Origin of the sequence: Peribacillus sp. FSL K6-1552, from assembly GCF_038005205.1 — a bacterium.
Taxonomy (GTDB): Bacteria; Bacillota; Bacilli; order Bacillales; family DSM-1321; genus Peribacillus; species Peribacillus butanolivorans.
Genome location: NZ_JBBOST010000001.1, coordinates 5,142,269 through 5,162,698, shown reverse-complemented (window position 1 = coordinate 5,162,698; position 20,430 = coordinate 5,142,269). Strand labels below are relative to the sequence as shown.

General features: G+C 39.2%; 24 protein-coding genes. 12 read left to right on the top strand and 12 right to left on the bottom strand.

The genetic code is table 11. The features are described from left to right. Positions 1-44 precede the first annotated feature (44 nt). Both NST21_RS24685 and NST21_RS24680 read right to left on the bottom strand, forming a co-directional pair. Positions 45-740, bottom strand: coding sequence for a response regulator (locus NST21_RS24685; RefSeq protein ID WP_340891884.1), 696 nt, complete (start codon positions 738-740; stop codon positions 45-47). Next, positions 733-2,343, bottom strand: coding sequence for a sensor histidine kinase (locus NST21_RS24680; RefSeq protein ID WP_340891882.1), 1,611 nt, complete (start codon positions 2,341-2,343; stop codon positions 733-735). The genes NST21_RS24685 and NST21_RS24680 overlap by 8 nt, the downstream gene beginning before the upstream one ends. A 141-nt stretch (positions 2,344-2,484) precedes the next feature. Here NST21_RS24680 and NST21_RS24675 point away from each other — a divergent pair, with 141 nt between their 5' ends. Next, on the top strand, positions 2,485-3,549 hold the full coding sequence (locus tag NST21_RS24675; RefSeq protein WP_340891881.1) for a DctP family TRAP transporter solute-binding subunit: 1,065 nt from the start codon (positions 2,485-2,487) through the stop codon (positions 3,547-3,549). On the opposite strand, the gene NST21_RS28975 is transcribed toward NST21_RS24675, so the two are convergent. The 3 genes from NST21_RS28975 to yidD all read right to left on the bottom strand — a co-directional run bounded on the left by NST21_RS28975 (position 3,538) and on the right by yidD (position 5,053). Next, a complete protein-coding gene (locus NST21_RS28975; RefSeq protein WP_445670578.1) occupies positions 3,538-3,630 on the bottom strand; it encodes a DUF1540 domain-containing protein in 93 nt (30 codons plus the stop codon). The two genes, NST21_RS24675 and NST21_RS28975, sit on opposite strands and share 12 nt — an antisense overlap. 128 nt (positions 3,631-3,758) lie before the next feature. After that, positions 3,759-4,706 (bottom strand): metal ABC transporter solute-binding protein, Zn/Mn family, encoded by a 948-nt coding sequence (locus NST21_RS24670; protein ID WP_340891879.1) that lies wholly within the window; start codon positions 4,704-4,706, stop codon positions 3,759-3,761. A 125-nt stretch (positions 4,707-4,831) separates the two neighbouring features. Beyond that, the gene (yidD, locus tag NST21_RS24665) at positions 4,832-5,053 is read right to left on the bottom strand and encodes a membrane protein insertion efficiency factor YidD (RefSeq protein WP_376103936.1); all 222 of its coding nucleotides are present in this window, start codon (positions 5,051-5,053) and stop codon (positions 4,832-4,834) included. A gap of 211 nt (positions 5,054-5,264) precedes the next feature. Here yidD and NST21_RS24660 point away from each other — a divergent pair, with 211 nt between their 5' ends. Beyond that, on the top strand, positions 5,265-5,738 hold the full coding sequence (locus tag NST21_RS24660; protein ID WP_328116361.1) for an S-ribosylhomocysteine lyase: 474 nt from the start codon (positions 5,265-5,267) through the stop codon (positions 5,736-5,738). Between the two features lie 39 nt (positions 5,739-5,777). On the opposite strand, the gene ytzI is transcribed toward NST21_RS24660, so the two are convergent. Continuing rightward, positions 5,778-5,933 carry a YtzI protein gene (ytzI, locus tag NST21_RS24655; RefSeq protein WP_082527425.1) on the bottom strand — a complete coding sequence of 52 codons (156 nt, stop codon included), beginning with the start codon at positions 5,931-5,933 and terminating at the stop codon, positions 5,778-5,780. A gap of 123 nt (positions 5,934-6,056) precedes the next feature. On the opposite strand from ytzI, the gene NST21_RS24650 reads away from it, so the two are divergent. Further along, entirely contained in the window at positions 6,057-6,497 is a 441-nt protein-coding gene (locus tag NST21_RS24650; protein WP_340891875.1) for a Dps family protein, read from the top strand. Positions 6,498-6,642: 145 nt separating this feature from the next. Here NST21_RS24650 and NST21_RS24645 read toward each other — a convergent pair whose 3' ends face one another. Beyond that, a complete protein-coding gene (locus NST21_RS24645; RefSeq protein ID WP_376103862.1) occupies positions 6,643-6,909 on the bottom strand; it encodes a DUF6154 family protein in 267 nt (88 codons plus the stop codon). Between the two features lie 227 nt (positions 6,910-7,136). Here NST21_RS24645 and NST21_RS24640 point away from each other — a divergent pair, with 227 nt between their 5' ends. Both NST21_RS24640 and ytkD read left to right on the top strand, forming a co-directional pair. Further along, on the top strand, positions 7,137-7,487 hold the full coding sequence (locus tag NST21_RS24640; RefSeq protein ID WP_053347913.1) for a hypothetical protein: 351 nt from the start codon (positions 7,137-7,139) through the stop codon (positions 7,485-7,487). 121 nt (positions 7,488-7,608) lie between these two features. Next, positions 7,609-8,067, top strand: coding sequence for an RNA deprotection pyrophosphohydrolase (ytkD, locus tag NST21_RS24635; RefSeq protein ID WP_340891874.1), 459 nt, complete (start codon positions 7,609-7,611; stop codon positions 8,065-8,067). Positions 8,068-8,174: 107 nt separating this feature from the next. Here ytkD and NST21_RS24630 read toward each other — a convergent pair whose 3' ends face one another. The 3 genes from NST21_RS24630 to NST21_RS24620 are packed head-to-tail and all read right to left on the bottom strand — an operon-like array spanning position 8,175 to position 10,720. Then, the gene (locus NST21_RS24630; protein ID WP_340891872.1) at positions 8,175-9,029 is read right to left on the bottom strand and encodes an ABC transporter permease; all 855 of its coding nucleotides are present in this window, start codon (positions 9,027-9,029) and stop codon (positions 8,175-8,177) included. After that, positions 8,956-9,726 carry an ABC transporter ATP-binding protein gene (locus tag NST21_RS24625; protein WP_340891871.1) on the bottom strand — a complete coding sequence of 257 codons (771 nt, stop codon included), beginning with the start codon at positions 9,724-9,726 and terminating at the stop codon, positions 8,956-8,958. The genes NST21_RS24630 and NST21_RS24625 overlap by 74 nt, the downstream gene beginning before the upstream one ends. A 22-nt stretch (positions 9,727-9,748) precedes the next feature. Then, the gene (locus NST21_RS24620) at positions 9,749-10,720 is read right to left on the bottom strand and encodes an ABC transporter substrate-binding protein (RefSeq protein WP_340892655.1); all 972 of its coding nucleotides are present in this window, start codon (positions 10,718-10,720) and stop codon (positions 9,749-9,751) included. A gap of 161 nt (positions 10,721-10,881) precedes the next feature. On the opposite strand from NST21_RS24620, the gene NST21_RS24615 reads away from it, so the two are divergent. From NST21_RS24615 to NST21_RS24600, 4 genes are all read left to right on the top strand, one after another. Next, a complete protein-coding gene (locus tag NST21_RS24615; RefSeq protein ID WP_340891869.1) occupies positions 10,882-11,670 on the top strand; it encodes an alpha/beta hydrolase family protein in 789 nt (262 codons plus the stop codon). Positions 11,671-11,711: 41 nt separating this feature from the next. Beyond that, on the top strand, positions 11,712-11,954 hold the full coding sequence (locus NST21_RS24610) for a DUF2584 domain-containing protein (protein ID WP_053347907.1): 243 nt from the start codon (positions 11,712-11,714) through the stop codon (positions 11,952-11,954). Positions 11,955-12,831: 877 nt separating this feature from the next. Beyond that, positions 12,832-13,299, top strand: coding sequence for a DUF523 domain-containing protein (locus NST21_RS24605; protein WP_201254020.1), 468 nt, complete (start codon positions 12,832-12,834; stop codon positions 13,297-13,299). A gap of 92 nt (positions 13,300-13,391) precedes the next feature. Further along, positions 13,392-14,162: a sulfite exporter TauE/SafE family protein gene (locus tag NST21_RS24600; RefSeq protein WP_056521202.1), complete on the top strand. Its 771-nt coding sequence runs from the start codon at positions 13,392-13,394 to the stop codon at positions 14,160-14,162. Between the two features lie 134 nt (positions 14,163-14,296). On the opposite strand, the gene NST21_RS24595 is transcribed toward NST21_RS24600, so the two are convergent. Next, positions 14,297-14,704 (bottom strand): VOC family protein, encoded by a 408-nt coding sequence (locus NST21_RS24595; protein WP_057215391.1) that lies wholly within the window; start codon positions 14,702-14,704, stop codon positions 14,297-14,299. Positions 14,705-14,953: 249 nt separating this feature from the next. Here NST21_RS24595 and NST21_RS24590 point away from each other — a divergent pair, with 249 nt between their 5' ends. The 3 genes from NST21_RS24590 (at position 14,954) to NST21_RS24580 (ending at position 18,988) form a co-directional block, all read left to right on the top strand. Continuing rightward, positions 14,954-15,532, top strand: coding sequence for a TetR/AcrR family transcriptional regulator (locus tag NST21_RS24590; protein WP_340891867.1), 579 nt, complete (start codon positions 14,954-14,956; stop codon positions 15,530-15,532). 24 nt (positions 15,533-15,556) lie between these two features. Continuing rightward, positions 15,557-16,924 (top strand): MATE family efflux transporter, encoded by a 1,368-nt coding sequence (locus NST21_RS24585; RefSeq protein ID WP_098175257.1) that lies wholly within the window; start codon positions 15,557-15,559, stop codon positions 16,922-16,924. 366 nt (positions 16,925-17,290) lie between these two features. Next, a complete protein-coding gene (locus tag NST21_RS24580) occupies positions 17,291-18,988 on the top strand; it encodes a methyl-accepting chemotaxis protein (RefSeq protein ID WP_340891865.1) in 1,698 nt (565 codons plus the stop codon). A 103-nt stretch (positions 18,989-19,091) separates the two neighbouring features. Here NST21_RS24580 and wecB read toward each other — a convergent pair whose 3' ends face one another. Continuing rightward, positions 19,092-20,249, bottom strand: coding sequence for a non-hydrolyzing UDP-N-acetylglucosamine 2-epimerase (gene wecB, locus NST21_RS24575; RefSeq protein WP_340891863.1), 1,158 nt, complete (start codon positions 20,247-20,249; stop codon positions 19,092-19,094). Between the last annotated feature and the right edge of the window lie 181 nt (positions 20,250-20,430).

Here is a 20,430-nt window from a genome sequence, read left to right as displayed (position 1 = left end):
AGCTAAAAGGGAACCGCTATGGTTCTAGTAGGTCCCCATATGTTCTAAGATTTTTTTAGACGGTATCGATTGACTGGACGGCCTATGCTGCCGTACCGGACATCAAGCTGAAGAACGTCTTCGCCGTGTAAGTATTCTAGATAGCGACGGGCTGTTACTCTGGCAATTCCAATTCCATCGGCCACTTCCTCCGCAGATAAAGATCCAGGCTGAGTTTTTATGAATTTTGTGACCTGCTCAAGGGTCGCACCATTTAACCCTTTAGGAACATCGTATTTCGGACTCGTTTCAGGAGATGTTTTATTTTGAAAGAGAATTCGGTCGAGTTGATTTTGAGAAATCTGATGGTCGGGTTCAACTTCCATACGAAAAGCATAATATTGCTCAAGTGTATGTTTTAGTCTCTCGAATTTAAATGGTTTAATTAAATAGTCAAAAGCCCCGTTTTGAATCATTTTTCGGATGGTTTTCTGGTCATTAGCTGCCGAAATGATGATGACATCCACATCAATTTGTTCTTTTCTTATTTGATAGAGTGTATCTACCCCGTTTAAAGAAGGCATGAAGATGTCCAAAATGACAAGATCCGGTTTAGATTGCCTGATTTTTTCAAGACCTTCAAGTCCATTGGAAGCTGTATCAAAGACTTTAAATGCTTGTAGCCGCTCAATGAATTGCTTGTTTACCTCTTGGACCATTGGGTCGTCTTCAATTAAAAGTACGCGAATTTGGTTAGTCATTTTGGTTCTCCTCTATATCATGCATGGGAAAAGAAAGAAAAAAGCTTGTTCCTTCATTAGGACGTGTTGTAAAACTCATTTCGCCATTCGCTTTTTTTACAATTTGGTCTATAAGATAGAGACCAATTCCTGATCCTTCCGCACCTTTTGTTGTAAAACCATACTCAAATATATCTTTGTGAATCTCCTCGGGGATACCGGACCCATTATCTTCAAGTACAATTTGGCAATGCTGTTCATCCTGATAGATGGATAGGTAGACTTGCTTTGGTTCTTCTGATAAATGTTTGAGGGCTGCAAAGGAATTTTCTATCAAGTTCCCGATAATCAATACGAAATCATGATGATCCATATCATTTGGAAAGCGGTCCAGTTTCGTATATTTATCCATGATGAGTTCGATTCCAAGTTCCCGCCCTAAGGAGATTTTACTTAATAGTAGCCCCACTAAATTATCATCGTGAATGTGCTTCGTTAAAAACCTGGTCAATTCCTCTTGCTCTTCTGTAATTTGAAAAATGTACTGTAGTGCATCATCTAAATTCCCAAGTTGAATCAATCCTGCTATCGTATGAAGTTTATTCATATGTTCATGGTTTTGAACACGCAGGGCTTCAACGAATGCTTTGACACTCGTCAATTCTTCAGCAAGCTTTGCTACATCGGTACGATCCTGAAAGATTGCCACAGCTCCGATGGTTTTATCGGCTATTTTAATAGGTACCCGGTTGCTTAGAAGGTTTCTGTTTTGAACCGAAATTTCCTGATTGAAGATAGGAGATGTCCGGTCTAGCACTTCTGGCAGGCGGGTATCACTAATAATGTCATTGATATTCTTGCCAATCACCGCGCCACTGATATTTAGCATTTGCTTTGCCTTTTCATTAAAAATTGTGATGGTTTGATTATTATCTATTGCAATGACACCTTCATGCATCGCATTAAAGGCAGCGGTCCTTTCGACTAACATTCTTGAAATTTCATGAGGTTCAAGTTGAAAGGTTTCTTTTTTTATCCGTCTGGCCATGAGCCAGGAGCCGCATACGCCGAACAGCAGTGTAAGTAATAGAATAATCGCGATTTGGCCTTTCAAGTCCATGATCAATTCGGGAATTGTCGGTAATATGTTTCCGACGAGAACGACACCGATTTGTTCATTTTCCTTATCAAGGATCGGGACAAATGCACGGACTGAAATTCCAAGTTCGCCAGAAGCCTTTGATAGATATTCATGTTCAGCAAAAGCAGCGCTTTCGTCGTTGCTTTTTGATTGTGTTCCCAATTGGCTGAAAACCGGGTGGGAATAGCGAATATGTTGATTGTTCAGCACAACTATATAATCAGCTTGATGAATTTTTCTTAAGTTTTCAATCATAGGGTTTAGTTTTGTCCAACCTTCTGATTCACGGACTAACTTTTGTACTTCAGGTAGTTCGGCAATGGTATGGGCTGTAATCATGGAACGTTTGCCAATTTCATCCTCCCTGATTGAAACGATGTTTCCAAATATAAAAATCCCGCCTATTAGAATCGAAAAAGCTACGATTACGAATGATAGCAGGGTAATCTTCAATTGAATCGGCATATGAAAGGATTTATCCATTATTTTTCCTCCATTACTTCTATACTTAATAGTAACAGAATTTCTAACACTTTTCGCTATTTTTCGCGCATTGTATTACGACAGGAAAAAGGCTGTGATAGAATAGATATACTGTGAAGCGAGCGGTAAGGAGATGTCAATATGCGTGCTTTTTGGGGGTACTTTGTTTTAATTGGAATAGGGTTGCTGATTGCGGTATATATTTCATTTCAATCGTTCTTTACTAGCTCCAATTTTGATCTACCTAAGGATGAAGAGCAGGTAGGAATGGAAGATCAAATTGTAATTAAGTTCAGCCATGTAGTCGCTGAAAATACGCCTAAAGGGCTAGCAGCAAACCGATTTGCAGAACTTGTTGATGAATATACCGATCACCGTGTCAAAATTGAAGTCTACCCTAATCAATCTTTATATAGTGATCATGAAGAAATCAATGCTTTACACGAAAATAAGGTGCAGATGATTGCTCCGACCACTTCTAAAATTACAAGCATATCGAAAAAGTGGATGCTTTTGGACCTGCCCTATGTCTTTCCAACGGATGCCGCCTTACAGGAAGCATTGAATGGAGAAGTGGGAGATGAGCTACTAGATCAGTTAAATACGATAGATATAGAAGGGCTAGCATTCTGGTCGAATAACTTCAAGCAAATTACAAGCAATAAGCCAATTCGCCATCCAGAAGATTTTGTAGGGAAGAACTTCCGGATTATGCCAAGTACGGTGATTGAAAGCCAATTTCAGCATTTCGGGGCCACAACATCTAAGCTGGAATTTAATGATACGTTCAAAAGCCTGGAAATCAATAAAACGGACAGCCAGGAAAATACGATTTCGAATATCTATTCCAAGAAACTATACGAAGTTCAAAAATATTTAACTATCAGTAATCACGGGTATTTAGGCTATGTTGTCATGATGAATAAGCCGTTTTGGGACAAGCTTCCGGTGGACATTCAGCAACAAATTCAGCGGGCAATGGACGATACAACGAATTGGCTATGGATCAAGTCGAATGAAATGAATCAAGCTCAGCTTCGAGAAATTGAGAAAAAATCCAATATCGACATATACACATTATCTGATAAAGAAAAAAAAGAGTGGATGGATAAAATGACGGTCATCTATCCGGAATTCGAGTCTACAATTGGGACGAAACTGATGGAAAAAATGGAAAGAATTCGTGAAAAATACTTAGAGAAATAGAAGAACCGGATCGGAAGCACAGCGATTGCCATGTTTCCAGAAGGAACAGGTGTCAACGGAACACTTTACATCTTGAGCCATGTACCTCCTTATATTTTACAGTTTGATGGTGGCACTAATATAGCTCGAGACAAAGAAAGAAACTTTAAACTATAAAAATGGCAATAGCAAAGAAGAGGCGGACCCATTTGAGTCTGCCTCTTCTTTGTCTATTGCAACGCAGTTTGTAGCGTCTTGATATTTTTTTCCATTAAACTGAAGTAATCTTCACCGGCTTCGATATCTTTATCTGTCAAGACGGAAAGGTTATGAAGCTCAAGTGATTTCGCACCCATTTCCTTTTGAATGATCTCGGTCAGTTTAGAACTGATATTTTGCTCAAAGATGACGTAGTGAAGATTTTCTTTGTCGGCCATTGTTACGATTTTCCCTAGTTCTTTTTGAGAAGGCTCGTTTGAAGACGTAAGGCCGGTGACGCCAATTTGTTCAAGTCCGTATCGTTCTTCCCAATAACCATATGCGGAATGAGAAACGATAATCTTATTGGTACGACCCGATTCAATTGTCGTAGAGAATTTTTCATCAAGAGCTTTAAGTTTTTCAGAAAGTTCGTTGAATCTGCTGTCGAAGTAGCCTTTTTGTTCAGGCATTTGCTTCGTTAATTCGTCCTTAATGCTATTTGCCATTTCAATGGAATAGATGGGATCTAGCCACAAATGGGGATTAACGCCACCATGATCATGACCGTCTTCTTCATGCGCATGTTCGTTTTCGTGTGCATGCTCATCTTCATCTAAATGAACGGTTTCACCTACAGCGACTGTAGTGACGCCTTCTTTGCTTAAAATCGGTTCTGCTTTTGTGACAAAGCCTTCAAGATTATAACCAATATAGAAAAATAGGTCTGATTCAGCCATTTTTACAATATCTTTTTGAGAGGGATCAAATGAATGCTCATCAGTACCCGGTGGATAAACAGTTTCGACGTTTACGTACTCTCCACCAATTGCTTCTGTGAAGTATTGCAAAGGATAAACGGTAGTGTACACGTTTAAAATGTTTTTATCAGTATCAGTAGTTTCTCCCTTTGAATTGCCACAGCCTGAAAGAAATAGCGCTGTAACCAGAAAAAGGGAGAGAAGTACACTTTTTTTCATATTAAACTCTCCTTTTGAGATAATTCGTACTGATTACGATTTGAGATCTATAATTTAAAAACGAAATGATTACGATTTGACTTCTGTATAATACAAAAGATTACACAAGAAAGCAAGGTTTTTTTCTAGTGATCTTCACCTTTTTTCTTTTTTTCGGGAACGAGGTCAATACCGCCTGGATGAAAAGGATGGCATTTAAGAATCCTGACGATGGCTAACCAGCTTCCTTTTATCGGGCCGAATCGACTTATCGCTTCTAAACCGTAATGGGAACAAGTTGGGTAAAAACGGCAGGTAGGCGGTTTTAATGGTGAAATCACAACTTGGTAAATACGGATTATTCCCATTAATATTTTTTTCAGCAAGACGTTTTCATCTCTTTTCAAGTAAAATTCAATACCGTTAATTATAGCATATTTTTTTTGTTTCCAATAAGGTTAATAAAGGAACAAGCGCAAGGGTAAATCCGATTGAAATAATGGGAATTAATTTTAAAGGGTGAAATATATTGTAATTCAAGGTAAAATAGAAATGACATACAATTAAGGAGTGAATTAAATGCCTTCAGTTGAAAGCTTTGAATTAGATCATAACGCTGTTAAAGCCCCATATGTTAGACATTGCGGTGTCCATAAGGTTGGAACAGATGGTGTTGTTAATAAATTTGATATCCGTTTTTGTCAGCCGAATAAACAAGCGATGAAGCCGGATACAATCCACACATTAGAACATTTGCTAGCTTTCAATATCCGTAAGCATTCTGAGCGGTTCGATCATTTTGATATTATCGATATATCACCTATGGGATGTCAAACAGGGTATTACCTTGTAGTAAGCGGCGAGCCGACTGTGACTGAAATTATCGATGTTCTTGAAGATACATTCAAGGATGCTGTAGAAATTACAGAAATTCCAGCTGCCAACGAAAAACAATGTGGCCAAGCGAAGTTGCATGATCTTGAAGGAGCTAAGAAATTAATGAATTTCTGGCTGTCACAAGATAAAGAAGATCTTCATAAAGTTTTTGGTTAATAAAAAAAGGTTCCTGTCTTTTGTGACAGGAACCTTTTTTTATTTTTCAGGTTCTTTATTTTTTTCTTTACTTTCGGGCAAAGGGTCAATAGGATCCACTGTATGCTTGTAGCTGTAGCCTTTTCCAATTGTTAGAACGGATAATGCCAACACAATCAGAATCACTATAATGGATATAACTAAAACCGTGATCATAATTTACAGCTCCTAACGTTCACATTTTAGATTCATTTTAGCATAAGAACTGAATCTGGAAATGTTTCAATTTTTGAATAGAGGGAATTATATAGATATAACCAATTTACGGAGGTAGATATTATGGCTCAGAAAAAATTAGGGGAATTAGTGAATAAGGAAATTGCAAACTTTAGTGTTCTTTATACAAAAATTCATAATTACCATTGGTTCGTAAACGGACCGCACTTCTTTGAACTTCATCAAAAATTGGAAGAACTGTATAAAGAAGTGACAGCTAATTATGACGAGCTGGCTGAACGACTTTTAGCCATTGGTGAAAAACCAGTTGCTACGCTTAAAGAATATTTGGAATTGACTACTATTGAAGAAGCAACAGGGAACGAAAATACAGAAGATATGGTTCAAAGCGTCATCAGTGATTTTGAGAAGCTTTCCGAAGAGTTCTTGGAAATCATCGAAGTTGCCGAAACAGAAGATCCGGTTACGGCTGATATGCTGACAGGCATGAAGAAAAGCTTGAACAAACATGCTTGGATGCTGCGTGCGTATTTAGGACGTTAAGATATAGGAAAAGCTCTACTTCGGTAGGGCTTTTTTTAATATATTTGTACGATAGAAAGAGGTTCTGTGTCTATTTCACCAATAACTTTCATAAAGCGGAAAGAAAAAAGGCATCCCATAAAGAGGGATACCTGAATGGTATGTATTAATGAATATTCCGAGGTGGAAAATGTGTAGGTTTCGTATCGTTCATGCTGTTTTGAGCGAACTTCCCTTTTAACGTTTCAATAATGTAAAGGCCCATTAGATTGGTTAGTTCTTGATCATCCATCTCTTGAAGCAATTCGAAAATTTCCTTCCTGTCCAGTTGTTCCAGAACCGCAAAAGTAAGCATATCAATGTCTTCTTCATCACCGGTCAACTTATTACGGTACATATTGTATAATTCTTCAATTAACTTCAAAACTTTCACCTCACATTTTTTAGAAATCCGTTTTCTCTTTATATGTAGGTTATCAAAAAAACCTCTGGGTGCATATAAAAATTTGTAGGGATGCTTGCCTATATTATATGTTTTACCCTATGAAAGATACTTTAATCTATTATTTAACATCTTTGGTTTTCTGTAAACAAAATTTTCCATTGTATGAAGTGGAGAGTTACGTGAAAAAATAAGCGTAGGATTTATGGAAAGGGTGGATGAATGTGTCTGAAAATAGGAAAACGTATTACATTTGGATTCCGAATGGGCAAATTTCACAAGATAGGGAAGGTTCTCCGTGGAATTTTGAAATCGAAGCAACCGACAACGAAATCCTGCAGTTGCGTGAGTTATTTGATTACAATTATTCAGTAGGGGAAGAAAACTTTTATCGCGCCCACGTCCCGTATCTTCAATATCATTTTGACCGGGAAAATGATAAACAGGATATCACGCTTCAAAAGATATACGAAATGATTCATAAACTTGGAACTGAAGAAGGAAAGCGGCATATAGAGAGTATGGGAATTTTACAGGCAAAACGAACTGATGATGGCCTCGAATATTGAGAGGCCATCGTTTTTTGCATATGATGAGAATTCTTGCTGGATAGCGGGTTTCTTATTCCATATAATGAATGGTGACTCTAATAAAATGAAATAGTTTTTCTTAAATAGAGAGAGGGGAAATATGAAACAGTTTTGTGATATGAACGGATATAGGGTGGAATTCTCTGTGGATCCTGTTTTTGGGGAAGCTTGGCATGTTTTCGTGCTCTGCAGAATTAAAGGAAAGTGGGTATTGACGAAACACCGTAAGCGGGGATTGGAGTTTCCAGGCGGAAAGCGGGAGGCTGGGGAATCGATTGAAGCAGCGGCCAAGCGGGAAGTGTATGAAGAAACCGGAGGAGTGGTGGAACACCTGCAATTTTTGGGACAGTATAAAGTTCATAATCCAGTGAAGCCATTTGTAAAATCGATTTACTTTGCTAAGTTGAGTGAGATAGAGTGGAAAGAAAATTATCTGGAAACGGATGGACCGATTCTATTGGATGTGTTGCCGGATGTGCTAGGTGAGGAGTTTAGTTTTATCATGAAAGATGAAATCGTGCCGTTGAGTTTAGCGAGGTTGGATGGTTTGTACGAGTAAATTGCATAGATTCACGAGTAAAACCCGAAAACTCACGAGTAAATCCATCTAATTCACGAGTATAACCCGGTAAATATGAAAACTGCCGACGAGTATCGGCAGTTAGGTTAATCCTTGATTAATTTTCGTTCGAGTAGTTCGACAAGTTGGTACATGATTGTCGCAAAGAAGGCAATAATCATCAAGGAGAGCATAACGAGGGTAAAATTGAAGACTTGAAACCCATAAATAATTAAGTAGCCGAGTCCTTTTGCCGAGACGAGAAATTCACCGACGATGACGCCGACCCAGGAGAGGCCAACATTCACCTTCAATGTCGAGATGATGGTCGGGAAGGAGGCCGGTAATATGGCTTCCCGGAAGGACTGAGCCCTTGTGGCACCGAATGTTTGCAGTACTTTTAGGTAGTTGGGATCGACTTCGCGAAATGCTGTGTAGACGACGATAGTGGTGATGATGATGGAAATGATAGCCCCCATCGAGATGATAGACGGGAAACCTGGCCCGAATGCTACGATGATAATAGGTCCGAGGGCGACTTTTGGCATTGCATTTAAAATGACGAGATACGGGTCGAGCGTTTTCGACAATCTCGGCGACCACCAGAGCAAGGAAGCAAGTATCGTTCCAAGCAGTGTCCCGATGATGAAGCCGAGCACGGTTTCGAATAGGGTCACGCCTGAATGGGAAAGAAGTGTTCCGTCACCTAATTTCTTTATAAATAGATGCCATACTTTAGAGGGCGAACTGAAGATGAGAGGGTCGATCCACCTCATCCGAGAAAAAAGCTCCCAACTGCTGAAAAAGACAATGAAAATCAGGATCTGATAAAAGCGAATTAGCCTGTTTTCCTTTTTCAAAGAGGTTTTATACTGGCTATGAAGCTGTTCAATATTCAAGTCTCTCAAGCTCCTTCCAGATCGTTTGGAATAATACCGAATAGTGTGGGTGATTACGGGCATGAAAAGGTGTCAGTTCGCGTAGTTCATCAGGTACTTCAAAAGTTTTGTAAATTCTGCCTGGCTTCGCGGAAAATAGATAAATCCGGTCGCTCATTGCAATGGCTTCACCAATATCATGGGTGACAAGCACTGCCGTCTTTCCAAAAGATTTCAGAGTTTCAAAAACAAGGTCTTCAAGCTTCAACTTCGTTTGGTAATCTAGGGCCGAAAACGGTTCATCAAGCAAGAGGATTTTTGGGTCCACTGCGAGTGTTCGTGCCAGAGCAGCTCGTTGCCTCATCCCCCCGGAAAGTTCACGCGGATATAATTTTTCGGTGCCTCCCAATCCAACATCACTCAACAGTTTCAACGTCTTTATTCTCTCCAGGCCTTCATTCTTCTTAATCAGCTTTAATCCTAATAAAACATTTTCTTCAATCGTTTTCCATGGGAAAAGATAATCCTGTTGCAGCATATAGCCGATTGATAAGTCACTGTCGGCCTTCAGCGGGTTGTTTTCGAGCAGGATCTTTCCCGAAGTGGGCGGGAATAGTCCGGCGATGATGGAAAGCAGGGTCGTCTTTCCGCAGCCGCTCGGACCAAGAAAAGAGACAAATTCACCTTTTTCAATGTCGAGGGAAATGTCCGCGAGTGCGGTCGCTGCCGTCTGATTTGAAAAATAAGTATGGTGAATGTCTTGGATTTTTAAAAAGCTCATCGGACATCCTCCTTACCTCTAGCTACTTTGACACTTTTTCAGCAAAATCGGTGTTTACCAGTTCATCATGGCTAATTCTTGAAGGGAGCTCATCGGCTTCATCCATGATGTCTTGCAGATTGTTCCACTCTTCTTCATCAAGAATGGGATCGGTGGCAAAGGAGCCTTGTTCTTTGTAGCGGTTGATGACTGTTTCCATCGTGTCTAGATCGGTATCTTCAAAATAGGGCTGAATGACTTCAGCAATTTCTGATGCATCACTTTCCTGAACCCAGTCCTGTGCTTTTTTCAAAGCCCGCGTGAATTTCTCAACCGTCTCTTTGTCTTCCTTTAAATAGCTTTGTTTAGCCATATAAACCGTATAAGGAAGATGACCAGACTCGGTGCCGAAAGAAGCGACGATATAGCCTTTTCCTTCTTTTTCAAACACACTGGCAGTTGGTTCGAATAGCTGAACAAAATCACCTGTACCGGAAGCGAATGCAGTTGAGATATTTGCGAAATCAATATTCTGGATGAGATTCAAATCCTTTTGCGGGTCAATGTTATGTTTTTTCAACACAAACTCGCCGGCCATCTGCGGCATCCCACCCTTACGCTGGCCAAGGAATGTGGAGTCTTTCAGCATATCCCAATTGAAATTGTCAATTTTTTCACGTGAAACAAGAAACGTTCCATCGGTTTGCGTTAATTGAGCGAAGTTGATGACCGGGTCGTCTGATCCCTGCGCCACATAAATCGATGTTTCAGAGCCCACGAGAGCAATGTCCGCTCCATCCGTAATGAGAGCGGTCATCGTCTTGTCGCCGCCTGCTGTCGTTTTTAAATCAATAGTTAAGCCCTCGTCTTTAAAAAATCCCTTTTCAATCGCGACATATTGCGGTGTATAGAAAAGGGAGCGGGTCACTTCGGCAACCCTGACCTTCGTTGTTTCTTTTTCCTTGCTGCCGCATGCTCCAAGCGGAATCAGAAGCAAACACATGAGCAAAAACATCACACCTGCTTTACACCATTTTTTCAAAATTCTTTCCTCCTCATAAATAGGTATTTTGCCTACCTTATCGTATGAACGGGTGAAAAAATATGTGAATGCCTATCAGGGGATAAAAACTGTTGGATGTTTTACAATAAAGGAAAGAGAAAGGGGCGTGGAAATTGGAGAACGGATCGATTATTTCAAAACAGCGGTTTCCATCACCGCATCCAGAAATCAATCTTTATTTAATCACATACATATCACAGGGCTTGAAGGTTAAGGGATTGCTAGCTGAACCGGTGGATGGTGAGATGCACGATGCCTTCTTATATTTACGAGGTGGAATTAAAAATGTAGGCAAGGTGAGGCCTGCAAGAATTATCCAGTATGCTGCAGAAGGATTCATCGTATTTGCCCCTTTTTACCGGGGGAATCAAGGTGGCGAGGGCGATGAGGATTTTGCGGGCGAAGATCGGTTCGATGCGATATCCGGATTCAAGCTGCTTGAGCAACATCCCCGAGTGAATAAGGAACATATTCATATTCTCGGATTTTCCCGTGGCGGCATCATGGCGCTTTGGACTGGAATCTATTGTAAGAATGCGGCGTCAATTGTAACGTGGGGCGGTGTGTCAGATATGTTCTTAACTTATGTAGAACGGGTCGATATGCGACGCATGATGAAGCGAGTCATCGGCGGCACACCTAAAAAATACCCAGACCAATATGAATACCGGACTCCGTTGTTTGCGATTGAAGAATTGAATGTTCCTGTTCTGATTATTCATGGTGAACTGGATAACAATGTCTCGGTTGAACATGCGTACCGGCTGGAAAAACGTTTGAAAACCCATGATAAAGAGGTAGAAAGCTGGTATTTTCCTCAATTCACACATTACTTCCCGCCAGCCGTCAACAGAAAAGTAGTCGAAGATTTAACAACTTGGATGAAAAATAAAACGGAATAATGTTAGAATGAAGTATACATTGGCCAGAGGAGGAGATATACATGGGCATGCCTATGGAACTCAACACCATGATCGTTACAAAAGGAAACGAAATTCGAGAACAAGAAAATATTTTCAGCCTAACAAAAGCAGGCTATCGGTTATATCCAATCGACATTCCAATTGACGTCCGTAAAACTATTCAATCTGACTCAAGCGGAACAGCAGTTATTCAAAAAGTTGAATGGACCAACGAAAAAACCACCATTACGTACCAATTGTTATCATTAAACTCAACCAACTGAATAAATGAAGTGCTTGCCGAGAAATAGTTTCTCTGCAAGCGCTTTTTTTTTGATTTAGTTGGTGGAATTTGACCTTTTTTGCGGATAAATTCGTCCTTTGCGAAGATAATTCGTCCTTTGCACTGATAAATCGACCTACACGCCAATAAATCGACCTTGGCGCTGATAATTCGTCCTACGCGCTAATAAATCGACCTACACGTCAATAAATCGTCCTACACGCCAATAATTCGACCTACACGCCAATAAATCGACCTTGGCGCTAATAATTCGACCTACACGCCAATAAATCGACCTTGGCGCTAATAATTCGACCTACACGCCAATAATTCGACCTACACGCTAAATAAATCGACCTACACGCCAATAATTCGTCCTACGCACTCATAATTCGTCCTACACGCCAATAAATCGACCTACGCACTGATAATTCGTCCTACACGCCAATAATTCGACCTACACGCTAAATAATTCGACCTACACGCCAATAAATCGACCTACACGCTAAATAAATCGACCTACACGCTAAAATTCAACAATTCGACCTACACGCCAATAAATCGACCTACACGCTCATAATTCGACCTACGCGCTAAATAAATCGACCTACACGCTAAAATTCAACTTTGCACTGATAATTCGACCTACACGCCAATAATTCGTCCTTGGCGCTCATAAATCGACCTACACGTCAATAAATCGACCTACACGCCAATAAATCGACCTTGGCGCTCATAAATCGACCTACACGCCAATAAATCGACCTACATACCCATAATTCGACCATAACAATTTTCAGCAGATTTTAATCGTTCAAATAATGTTATTTAAGAAGAATGGTAAAATATTGTTAAGCTAATATGATGAGGTGATTTTAATGATTTTAGTAAGTTCTTGTCTAGCAGGTTTAGAGGTAAGATACAACGGTACACATAGCTTAGATAATAGAATTCTGAGATTGTTAGAAGAAAAAAAGGCAATCACTGTATGTCCTGAGTTGCTTGGTGGCTTTTCAACTCCCAGAGAACCTGCTGAGATAATTGGCGGTGATGGTGAAGATGTCCTTAATGGGAAAGCAAAAATAATCGAAAAGTCTGGTAGGGATGTAACGGATTTGTACATAAAGGGGGCAAATTTAACATTAAAAAAGGCTCAAGAAGTAGGTGCCACACTTGTAGTTTTAAAAGAAGACAGTCCATCCTGTGGAAGTTCGACGATTTATAATGGTGAATTTAAGGGGAAGAAAAAGGTTGGGAATGGAGTTACGGCTGCGTTGCTAAAACGACACGGTTTTACGGTAACTTCAGAGGGAAAACTGTTTGAATTTCTAAATGAAAAAGAGTAATCGGTAGAATTCATTTTCATTAAAATTCCAGAAATACAGATACAGAAAGTGGGAGTATAATAGAGTTATTGTTTTTGAAGGGAGGAGAATATATGGAGGAAATTAATCTCTATACTTTGTTGTTTTTAATACTTGCTGGTTTTATTGCTGCGTTCATTGACTCTGTTGTAGGCGGAGGAGGGTTAATTTCCATTCCTGCTTTATTATTTACAGGGATATCACCTTCAGCAGCCCTTGCTACTAATAAATTGGCAAGCTCGATGGGTTCTTTAACGAGTACAATCTCATTTATTCGAGCTGGAAAAGTGAATTTCAAATTTGTCATGAAGCTTTTTCCGATTACTGTGATTGGTGCGATTCTAGGGGCATATGTGGTTCATTTTGTTTCCGCTGAAATCCTAAAGCCGCTCATATTAATCTTATTAGTTATCGTCGCAATTTATACGATTGTAAAAAAGGATTGGGGTAAAGACGCAAAATATAAAGGGTTAAAACGGAAGAAAATGATTATGTTGATCATCGCAATATTTGCTATTGGTTTTTACGATGGTTTTCTTGGTCCTGGTACAGGCTCTTTTTTATTGTTTTCATTTTTGATTATTGGATTTGATTTTGTTCAGGCTGCTGGAAATGCAAAAGTACTTAATTTTGGTAGCAATATTGCCGCACTTATTATTTTCTTATCAATGGGGTCAGTCAATTTTGTCTATGGAATTCCGATGGGCCTCGCAATGGTTGTCGGAGCATTAGTAGGATCGAACTTTGCGATAAAAAAAGGTGCTGCCTATGTACGTATATTATTTATTTGTGTCACCATTTTACTGATCGGCAAAAATGTCTTGAATTATCTTCACGTGATTTAATAAGAGGCATTCAAAAGAGTAATATATGATATTATTTTGATATGTTCATTTTGACTTTTTCACCAAAAATAAAGACTTTAAATAATAATACATGGCCGGAAATACTATTGGTATTTTTCGGCCATTTTTTTGAATCATTTTGTGTAATTCAAGTCCCAATGAACGCCAAAGCAATCCTTGACTTTAGCAAATCGTGCACCCCAAAAGGTATCTTGAAGTTCCATTAAGGTTGTTCCATTTTCACGCAATGTCTCGTATAAATACTGGATCTCTGATTCGCTTTCACAATCCAGCACGAGAGAAATATTGGTTCCGACTTCAAGGGGATTTCCAGGAAACGTATCAGATACCATGACCAATAACTCACCTTTTTTAATCTTAGCATGCAGGATCCTATCATTTGCTTCTTCAGGTGTTGGGAAATCAGCTTCCCCGTATGATTGTATATCAAAAACCTCTGCTTGAAATACTTCCTCATAAAATGCTAATGCATCTCTAGCTTGTCCATCAAATGTTAAGTATGGGGTAATCTGATGTTTCATTTGAACCCTCCTTTTTATTATGACTATCATTTCGACAGGTAGACATTATAATCCTTTTAATACTAGGGAAAAATGTAGTAGCATGAACCCTCCTTTATAGAATGGTTTCAATCGGACCAATCTGTATTTCAATAGGAGGTAAACCTTAAATTTCCAAAATGAAAAAACTTGCCTGACGAACGTTCGTTAGGTTATGATAGGTTTATCAGAAATACAAAAAATAATATTCAGCAATGAAAGGTGAACATTATGAAAAGCGATGAAATAAAAAAAGCAGCACTCAAATATTTTACGATTCATGGTTATGAGGGTACTTCACTTTCTCAAATTGCCGAAGATGTTGGGATAAAAAAACAATCAATATATTCTCATTTTAAAGGGAAAGACGATCTGTTTTTATCTGTACTTAAAGACGCCAAGGAAATGGAACTGTCGTTTTATGTTGAGTATTTCAATATCATGAAAAAAAGTGATCCGGAAAAGACGCTATACGGATTTTTGGAAGAAATGATAAAGATGTTCCAGGAGGTTGAGAGTTTAAAGTTCTGGCTTCGTATGGGATTCTTTCCACCAACACATCTATACAATGAAATTCAGAAAGAGACTGATGATCTTCAGGTTCAACAGGAAGCCTTAATGGAAAAGATATTCGGAACATGGATATCCGTTGGGGCTTTAAACTCAGTAGATGCGCGAACCCTGACACTGGCGTATTCAGGCGTCATCGTGGCCATTATGGTCGAACTGGTTTATGCCGATAATCCAGACCGAGTTGCGGAAAAACTTGCGGCGTCATGGACTATTTTTTGGAGAGGAATTTCAAAGTAAGGTCAATAGCAGGAGATGGTATAAATGTCATTAAGAGAAAAACAACAACAAAATCTATTGGAGATAGAATCGACAGGAAAGGTCTTTCTGCGCTATCTGATTCCTTCTATGATCGGAATGGTATTGATGGCATTGAACTTTGTTGTCGATGGCGTGATGGTCGGCAATAAGCTTGGATCGGTTGCCCTTGCAGGAGTTAATATTGCAGGGCCCATTTATACAATCTTTGTAGCGATGTCGATTTGGATCGGGGTAGGCGGCGCAACGCTTTATTCACAAAGCATGGGGGCAAAGGATTATAATCGGGCACGCTTTATTTTCACCCATTCCATCATTCTAATCACAATATTCACCGTAATCATTGGTCTGATTGCCTACGCTTTTCACCATCAGCTTGTTTATGCACTAGGGGCCAATGAAGCAACCGCTCCCTTTGCAACGGACTACATGAACGTATTCTTAATGCTGGGTTTTGTTTTCACCCTAGAAAACACCTTAAGCATATTCGTCAGGAACAATGGTAATCCGAATCTGGCCATGGCATCTCTTATCGTCACAGCCATTTCCAATTTCGTTTTGAACTTCATTATCCTGTATGTACTAGATTTAGGGGTACGCGAGATTGCTTACGGAACAATCATTGCAGCTGCCTTGGGCATACTGGTTCTCAGCACGCACTTTTTCACGAAGAAGAACACGCTTCGCCTCGTTAAGTTTCGTTTTGAAAAGTCACTTTTCATTATGACAATGATGATTGGATTTCCTAGTTTCTTAGCTGAAATAGGTGTATCAGTCTTTACTATTGCTCATAATAATGCGTTCTCGCGCCTTGCTGGTACCGACGGATTAGCTGCATTTTCTATTGTCAATTATGCACATAGTGTTATGCTGTTGATGTTTCTTGGCATCGGGTCGGCAATACAGCCACTAGTAAGTTATTATCATGGTGCAAAAGATGAAAAGCGGAAGCGCGAAACGGTTCGCATTGCCATTTTCACAGCAATTGGTGCAGGAATATCCATTACCCTGGTGGGACAAGTGGCGGCACCTTATATTGTAGATTTATTCGGAGACTTTTCTCAAGATGTAAAAGAGCTTGCTACAATTGGAATTAGAATCTTCTTTAGCGGATATATCCTAATGGGAGTCAACTTCGTTATGATGACCTATTTCCAATCAATTGGGCAAGTAAAGATGGCCGCTTGGATTACGATTGGACGCGAATTTATTTTCATGCTTTTATTCCTGTTAACATTGCCGCTTATATTTGGAATAAATGCAGCATGGCTGGCCATTCCATTATCTGAGGTAGTCATATTCTTAACCGTCTTACTTTATTTAAAAAGCGTAGGTTCAAACTTTGGGAAAAATGTCCGGTTAATTAAGGGATAAGAGATGAAAATTAGAAATTCCTAAAGATCACCAATTTGGTGGTCTTTTTTGCTTAGTTTTAAATCGTACAGTTACTAAAGGTGAAGTAATCAAAAGATTGAGTACTAGGTCGCTAATTGGCAAGCCAAAAGGATGTTTCATGCTGTGCATGTTTTTTACGAAGCCTCAAATGGACGATGCTGATCAACACTTCCCGCTTTATTATCATATCTTCTTTTTTACTTTACCCCCAAACTGCTTAGTTTTTTGATATAAGTTTATTTTATTGTGTTTTAGTGAACTGACTAGAAAAAAGGCACTATGCAACCGATATTATTAATAGAGTTTGAAAATTAAAAATTATTGATTAATTGGAGGGTATTTAACGTGAAATTATCTGTATCAAAAAAATTATGGGCAGGTTTTTTGTCTATACTTATATTTCTTATGACTATAGGTTTCTTTTATCTCTGGATCATCACCGATTTGAATAAACAATATACTTTTTTATTGGATGATCGAGTGAAAAAGATCAATCTGGTAGATGAAATGATTAACAAACAGCAAGCTGTTTCAAATGATATTCGTGGTTATATTATCTATAAGGATTCTACATATTTGGAAAATAGAGTAGTTAAAAACGAAATGTTTGAGGAGGCTTACGAAAATCTTGGAAAAACATTTACATCACAAGACGATATCGAATTGTTGGAAGAGATACATAACGCAAAACTTGAATATATGGAATTGGCTGAAGAGATAATTATCAGCATGCAGCAAGGCGATAGTGCGAAGGATCTAGATATAACTGAGAAAACGGATAAAGCAAGTGTCTTGGAAAAAACAATCTTGGAAAAAGCTGAAAAACTAAGTGACAATCAAAATGCTTATTTACAAGAGACACGGGAAGATTTGAACGATAAAGTAAAGGATATGGAAAGAATTATTGTATTGCTAATAATCTTTGGATTCATCCTTAGTATTATTTTACCAATCGTCCTGAGTCGCAGTATTTCTCGCCCGGTTCGCAAACTTACAGAAGCAATTGGTCAAGTTGCAGGCGGTAATTTACAGATAGAAGAAATTCGGATTCGAAACAAAGACGAAATTGGTGAAATGGCCGGTGCTTTTAATAAAATGGTTACGGAACTTAAAGCGATTGTCTTAAATATGAGGGATTCTTCGTCACAACTTGCTGTTCAAGCAGAACAAATGTCGGCAAGCTCTGAAGAAAGCCTGGCTTCTTCGGAGATGGTCGCAACAACTGCTGAAGAAAATATGAGAGGGACAGCTCGGCAGGTCACTATTGTAGAGAACTCAGTAAACTCTATGAATGAAATGGCTGCAGCTATCGAGCAGATCACTGAAAGTAATGTCGAAATGCTTGCCTCCGCAGAATCTGTGAATGCACTTGTTCAACAAGGATCTAACATTATAGATGATGTAACTACCCAAATGAATAATATAAACACTACGATTCACGAGTCAGCGAGCATAATGGAAGTAATGTCGAAGCATTCAAGTGAAATTCAAAGAGTTACGACATTAATTACGGACATTTCTGAGCAAACAAACTTACTGGCATTAAATGCTGCAATTGAAGCGGCCCGTGCCGGAGAAAATGGAAAGGGTTTTGCAGTAGTGGCTGATGAAGTCAGAAAACTTGCTGAACAATCAAAAATATCAGCCTCAGAAATTGAAAAAATGGTCAAATTGATCGAAGAGGCTACCGAAAAAGGCGTCGAATCAATTAATATTGGAAGTAAGAAAGCAGAAGATGGACTTTCTGCTTCAGCAAACTCACTCCAGGTGTTCAATCATATTAAATCCGCAGTTGGAGGAGTGAGTGAGCAAATTGAATCCGTATCCTCTGCCATAGAAGAAATTCAAGCGATGACCAAGGATGTAGCAGCTGGTGCGAATGCAATAAAAGAAATAGCGGTTACTTCAGCAGAAAGGGCAAATGATACAAGTGCTGCAACTGAAGAACAGCATGCAGCGACTGAACAGATTTCTGAAGGCGCTCAATCACTAGCAACCCTGGCCGAGAGTCTTAAAATGGAAGTGAATCATTTTAAAATCTAATATATAAGAAGAATTAGAAAAAGCCTAGCAACCTCTTAAAGAGTGTTAGGCTTCTTCTTTTGATTTATCGTTCTTTCTAACGTTAATAAATAAATGATAAAAATTAGGATGAGAGGGTTGGCCGATTTATCATCTTATTGTTATCAGCACTCAATTTCTCTAAAAGTATTTCGACTATTCGCTTCGAGGCAAATCCATCTCCATATGGGTTAGAAGCTGTCGCCATTTTTTTATAGGTTTCTTCATTTGTAAGTAAGTCTGTGGCTAATTGATAAATTCGTTCTTCCTCAATTCCTGCCAATAAAAGGGTACCAGCCTCAATTCCTTCTGGCCGTTCTGTCGTATCGCGTAACACAAGGACAGGAACGCCAAGTGAAGGAGCTTCTTCTTGCACCCCTCCGGAATCTGTCAGTATTAGATGGGCGTGCGCCGCAAAATTATGAAAATCAAGCACCTCAAGCGGCTCTATTAAGTGAAGTCTTTCCGTTTCACCAAAAATCCGATAAGCAATTTCGCGGACTACTGGGTTTTTATGAAGTGGGAAAACGACTTGGATATGCATGTGATCTTCAAGCAGCCGTTTGACGGAACGGAATATTTCTTCCATTGGTTTTCCGATATTTTCTCGTCTGTGCGCTGTCATCAATAGCATACGATCTCCATTCAAACCAGATAGAATTGGATGCTCATAGTCTTTTCGAACCGTTGTTTTCAAAGCATCGATGGCTGTATTGCCGGTAATATAGATAGAATCACTCTTTTTGTTTTCTAAAATGAGATTTTCTGCTGCTTGATTTGTCGGGGCAAAATGCAAATCAGCTAAGACGCCTGTCAGCTGTCTATTCATTTCTTCAGGATACGGAGAATACTTATTACCAGTCCGAAGACCAGCCTCAACATGACCAATTTGAATTTTATTATAAAAAGCGGCTAAGCTGGCGATGAAAGTCGTCGTTGTATCTCCATGAACGAGCACGATATCTGGTTGTAGTTCTTTCATAAGAGCGCTCAGTTCCCCAATCCCGCGAGTTGTGATCTCTTCTAATGTTTGTCTTTCTTTCATCATATTCAAATCGTAGTCTGGTCTTATTTGGAAACATTGCAGGACTTGATCAAGCATATCCCGATGCTGGGCGGTGACCACTACAATGCTTTCAATAGATTCTTGATGCTTTTTCAACTCCAATACGACAGGTGCCATTTTAATGGCCTCTGGTCTTGTCCCAAACACAGTCATGACCCTTAAACGATTTTTAGGCATTATGATTTCCTCGCTTTCTTTATTTCCTCCCTATTATAACGAGTTGTTCTTAAGAAAAAATTTTTTGACACAACAATTAACAGAATATTTACAAAGTTAATAAGGACTTTATATTTCTTTAACCCCCACTTAATATCGCCCATTTACAATAAAAAGCAGGACGATGAACATTTTAAGAATA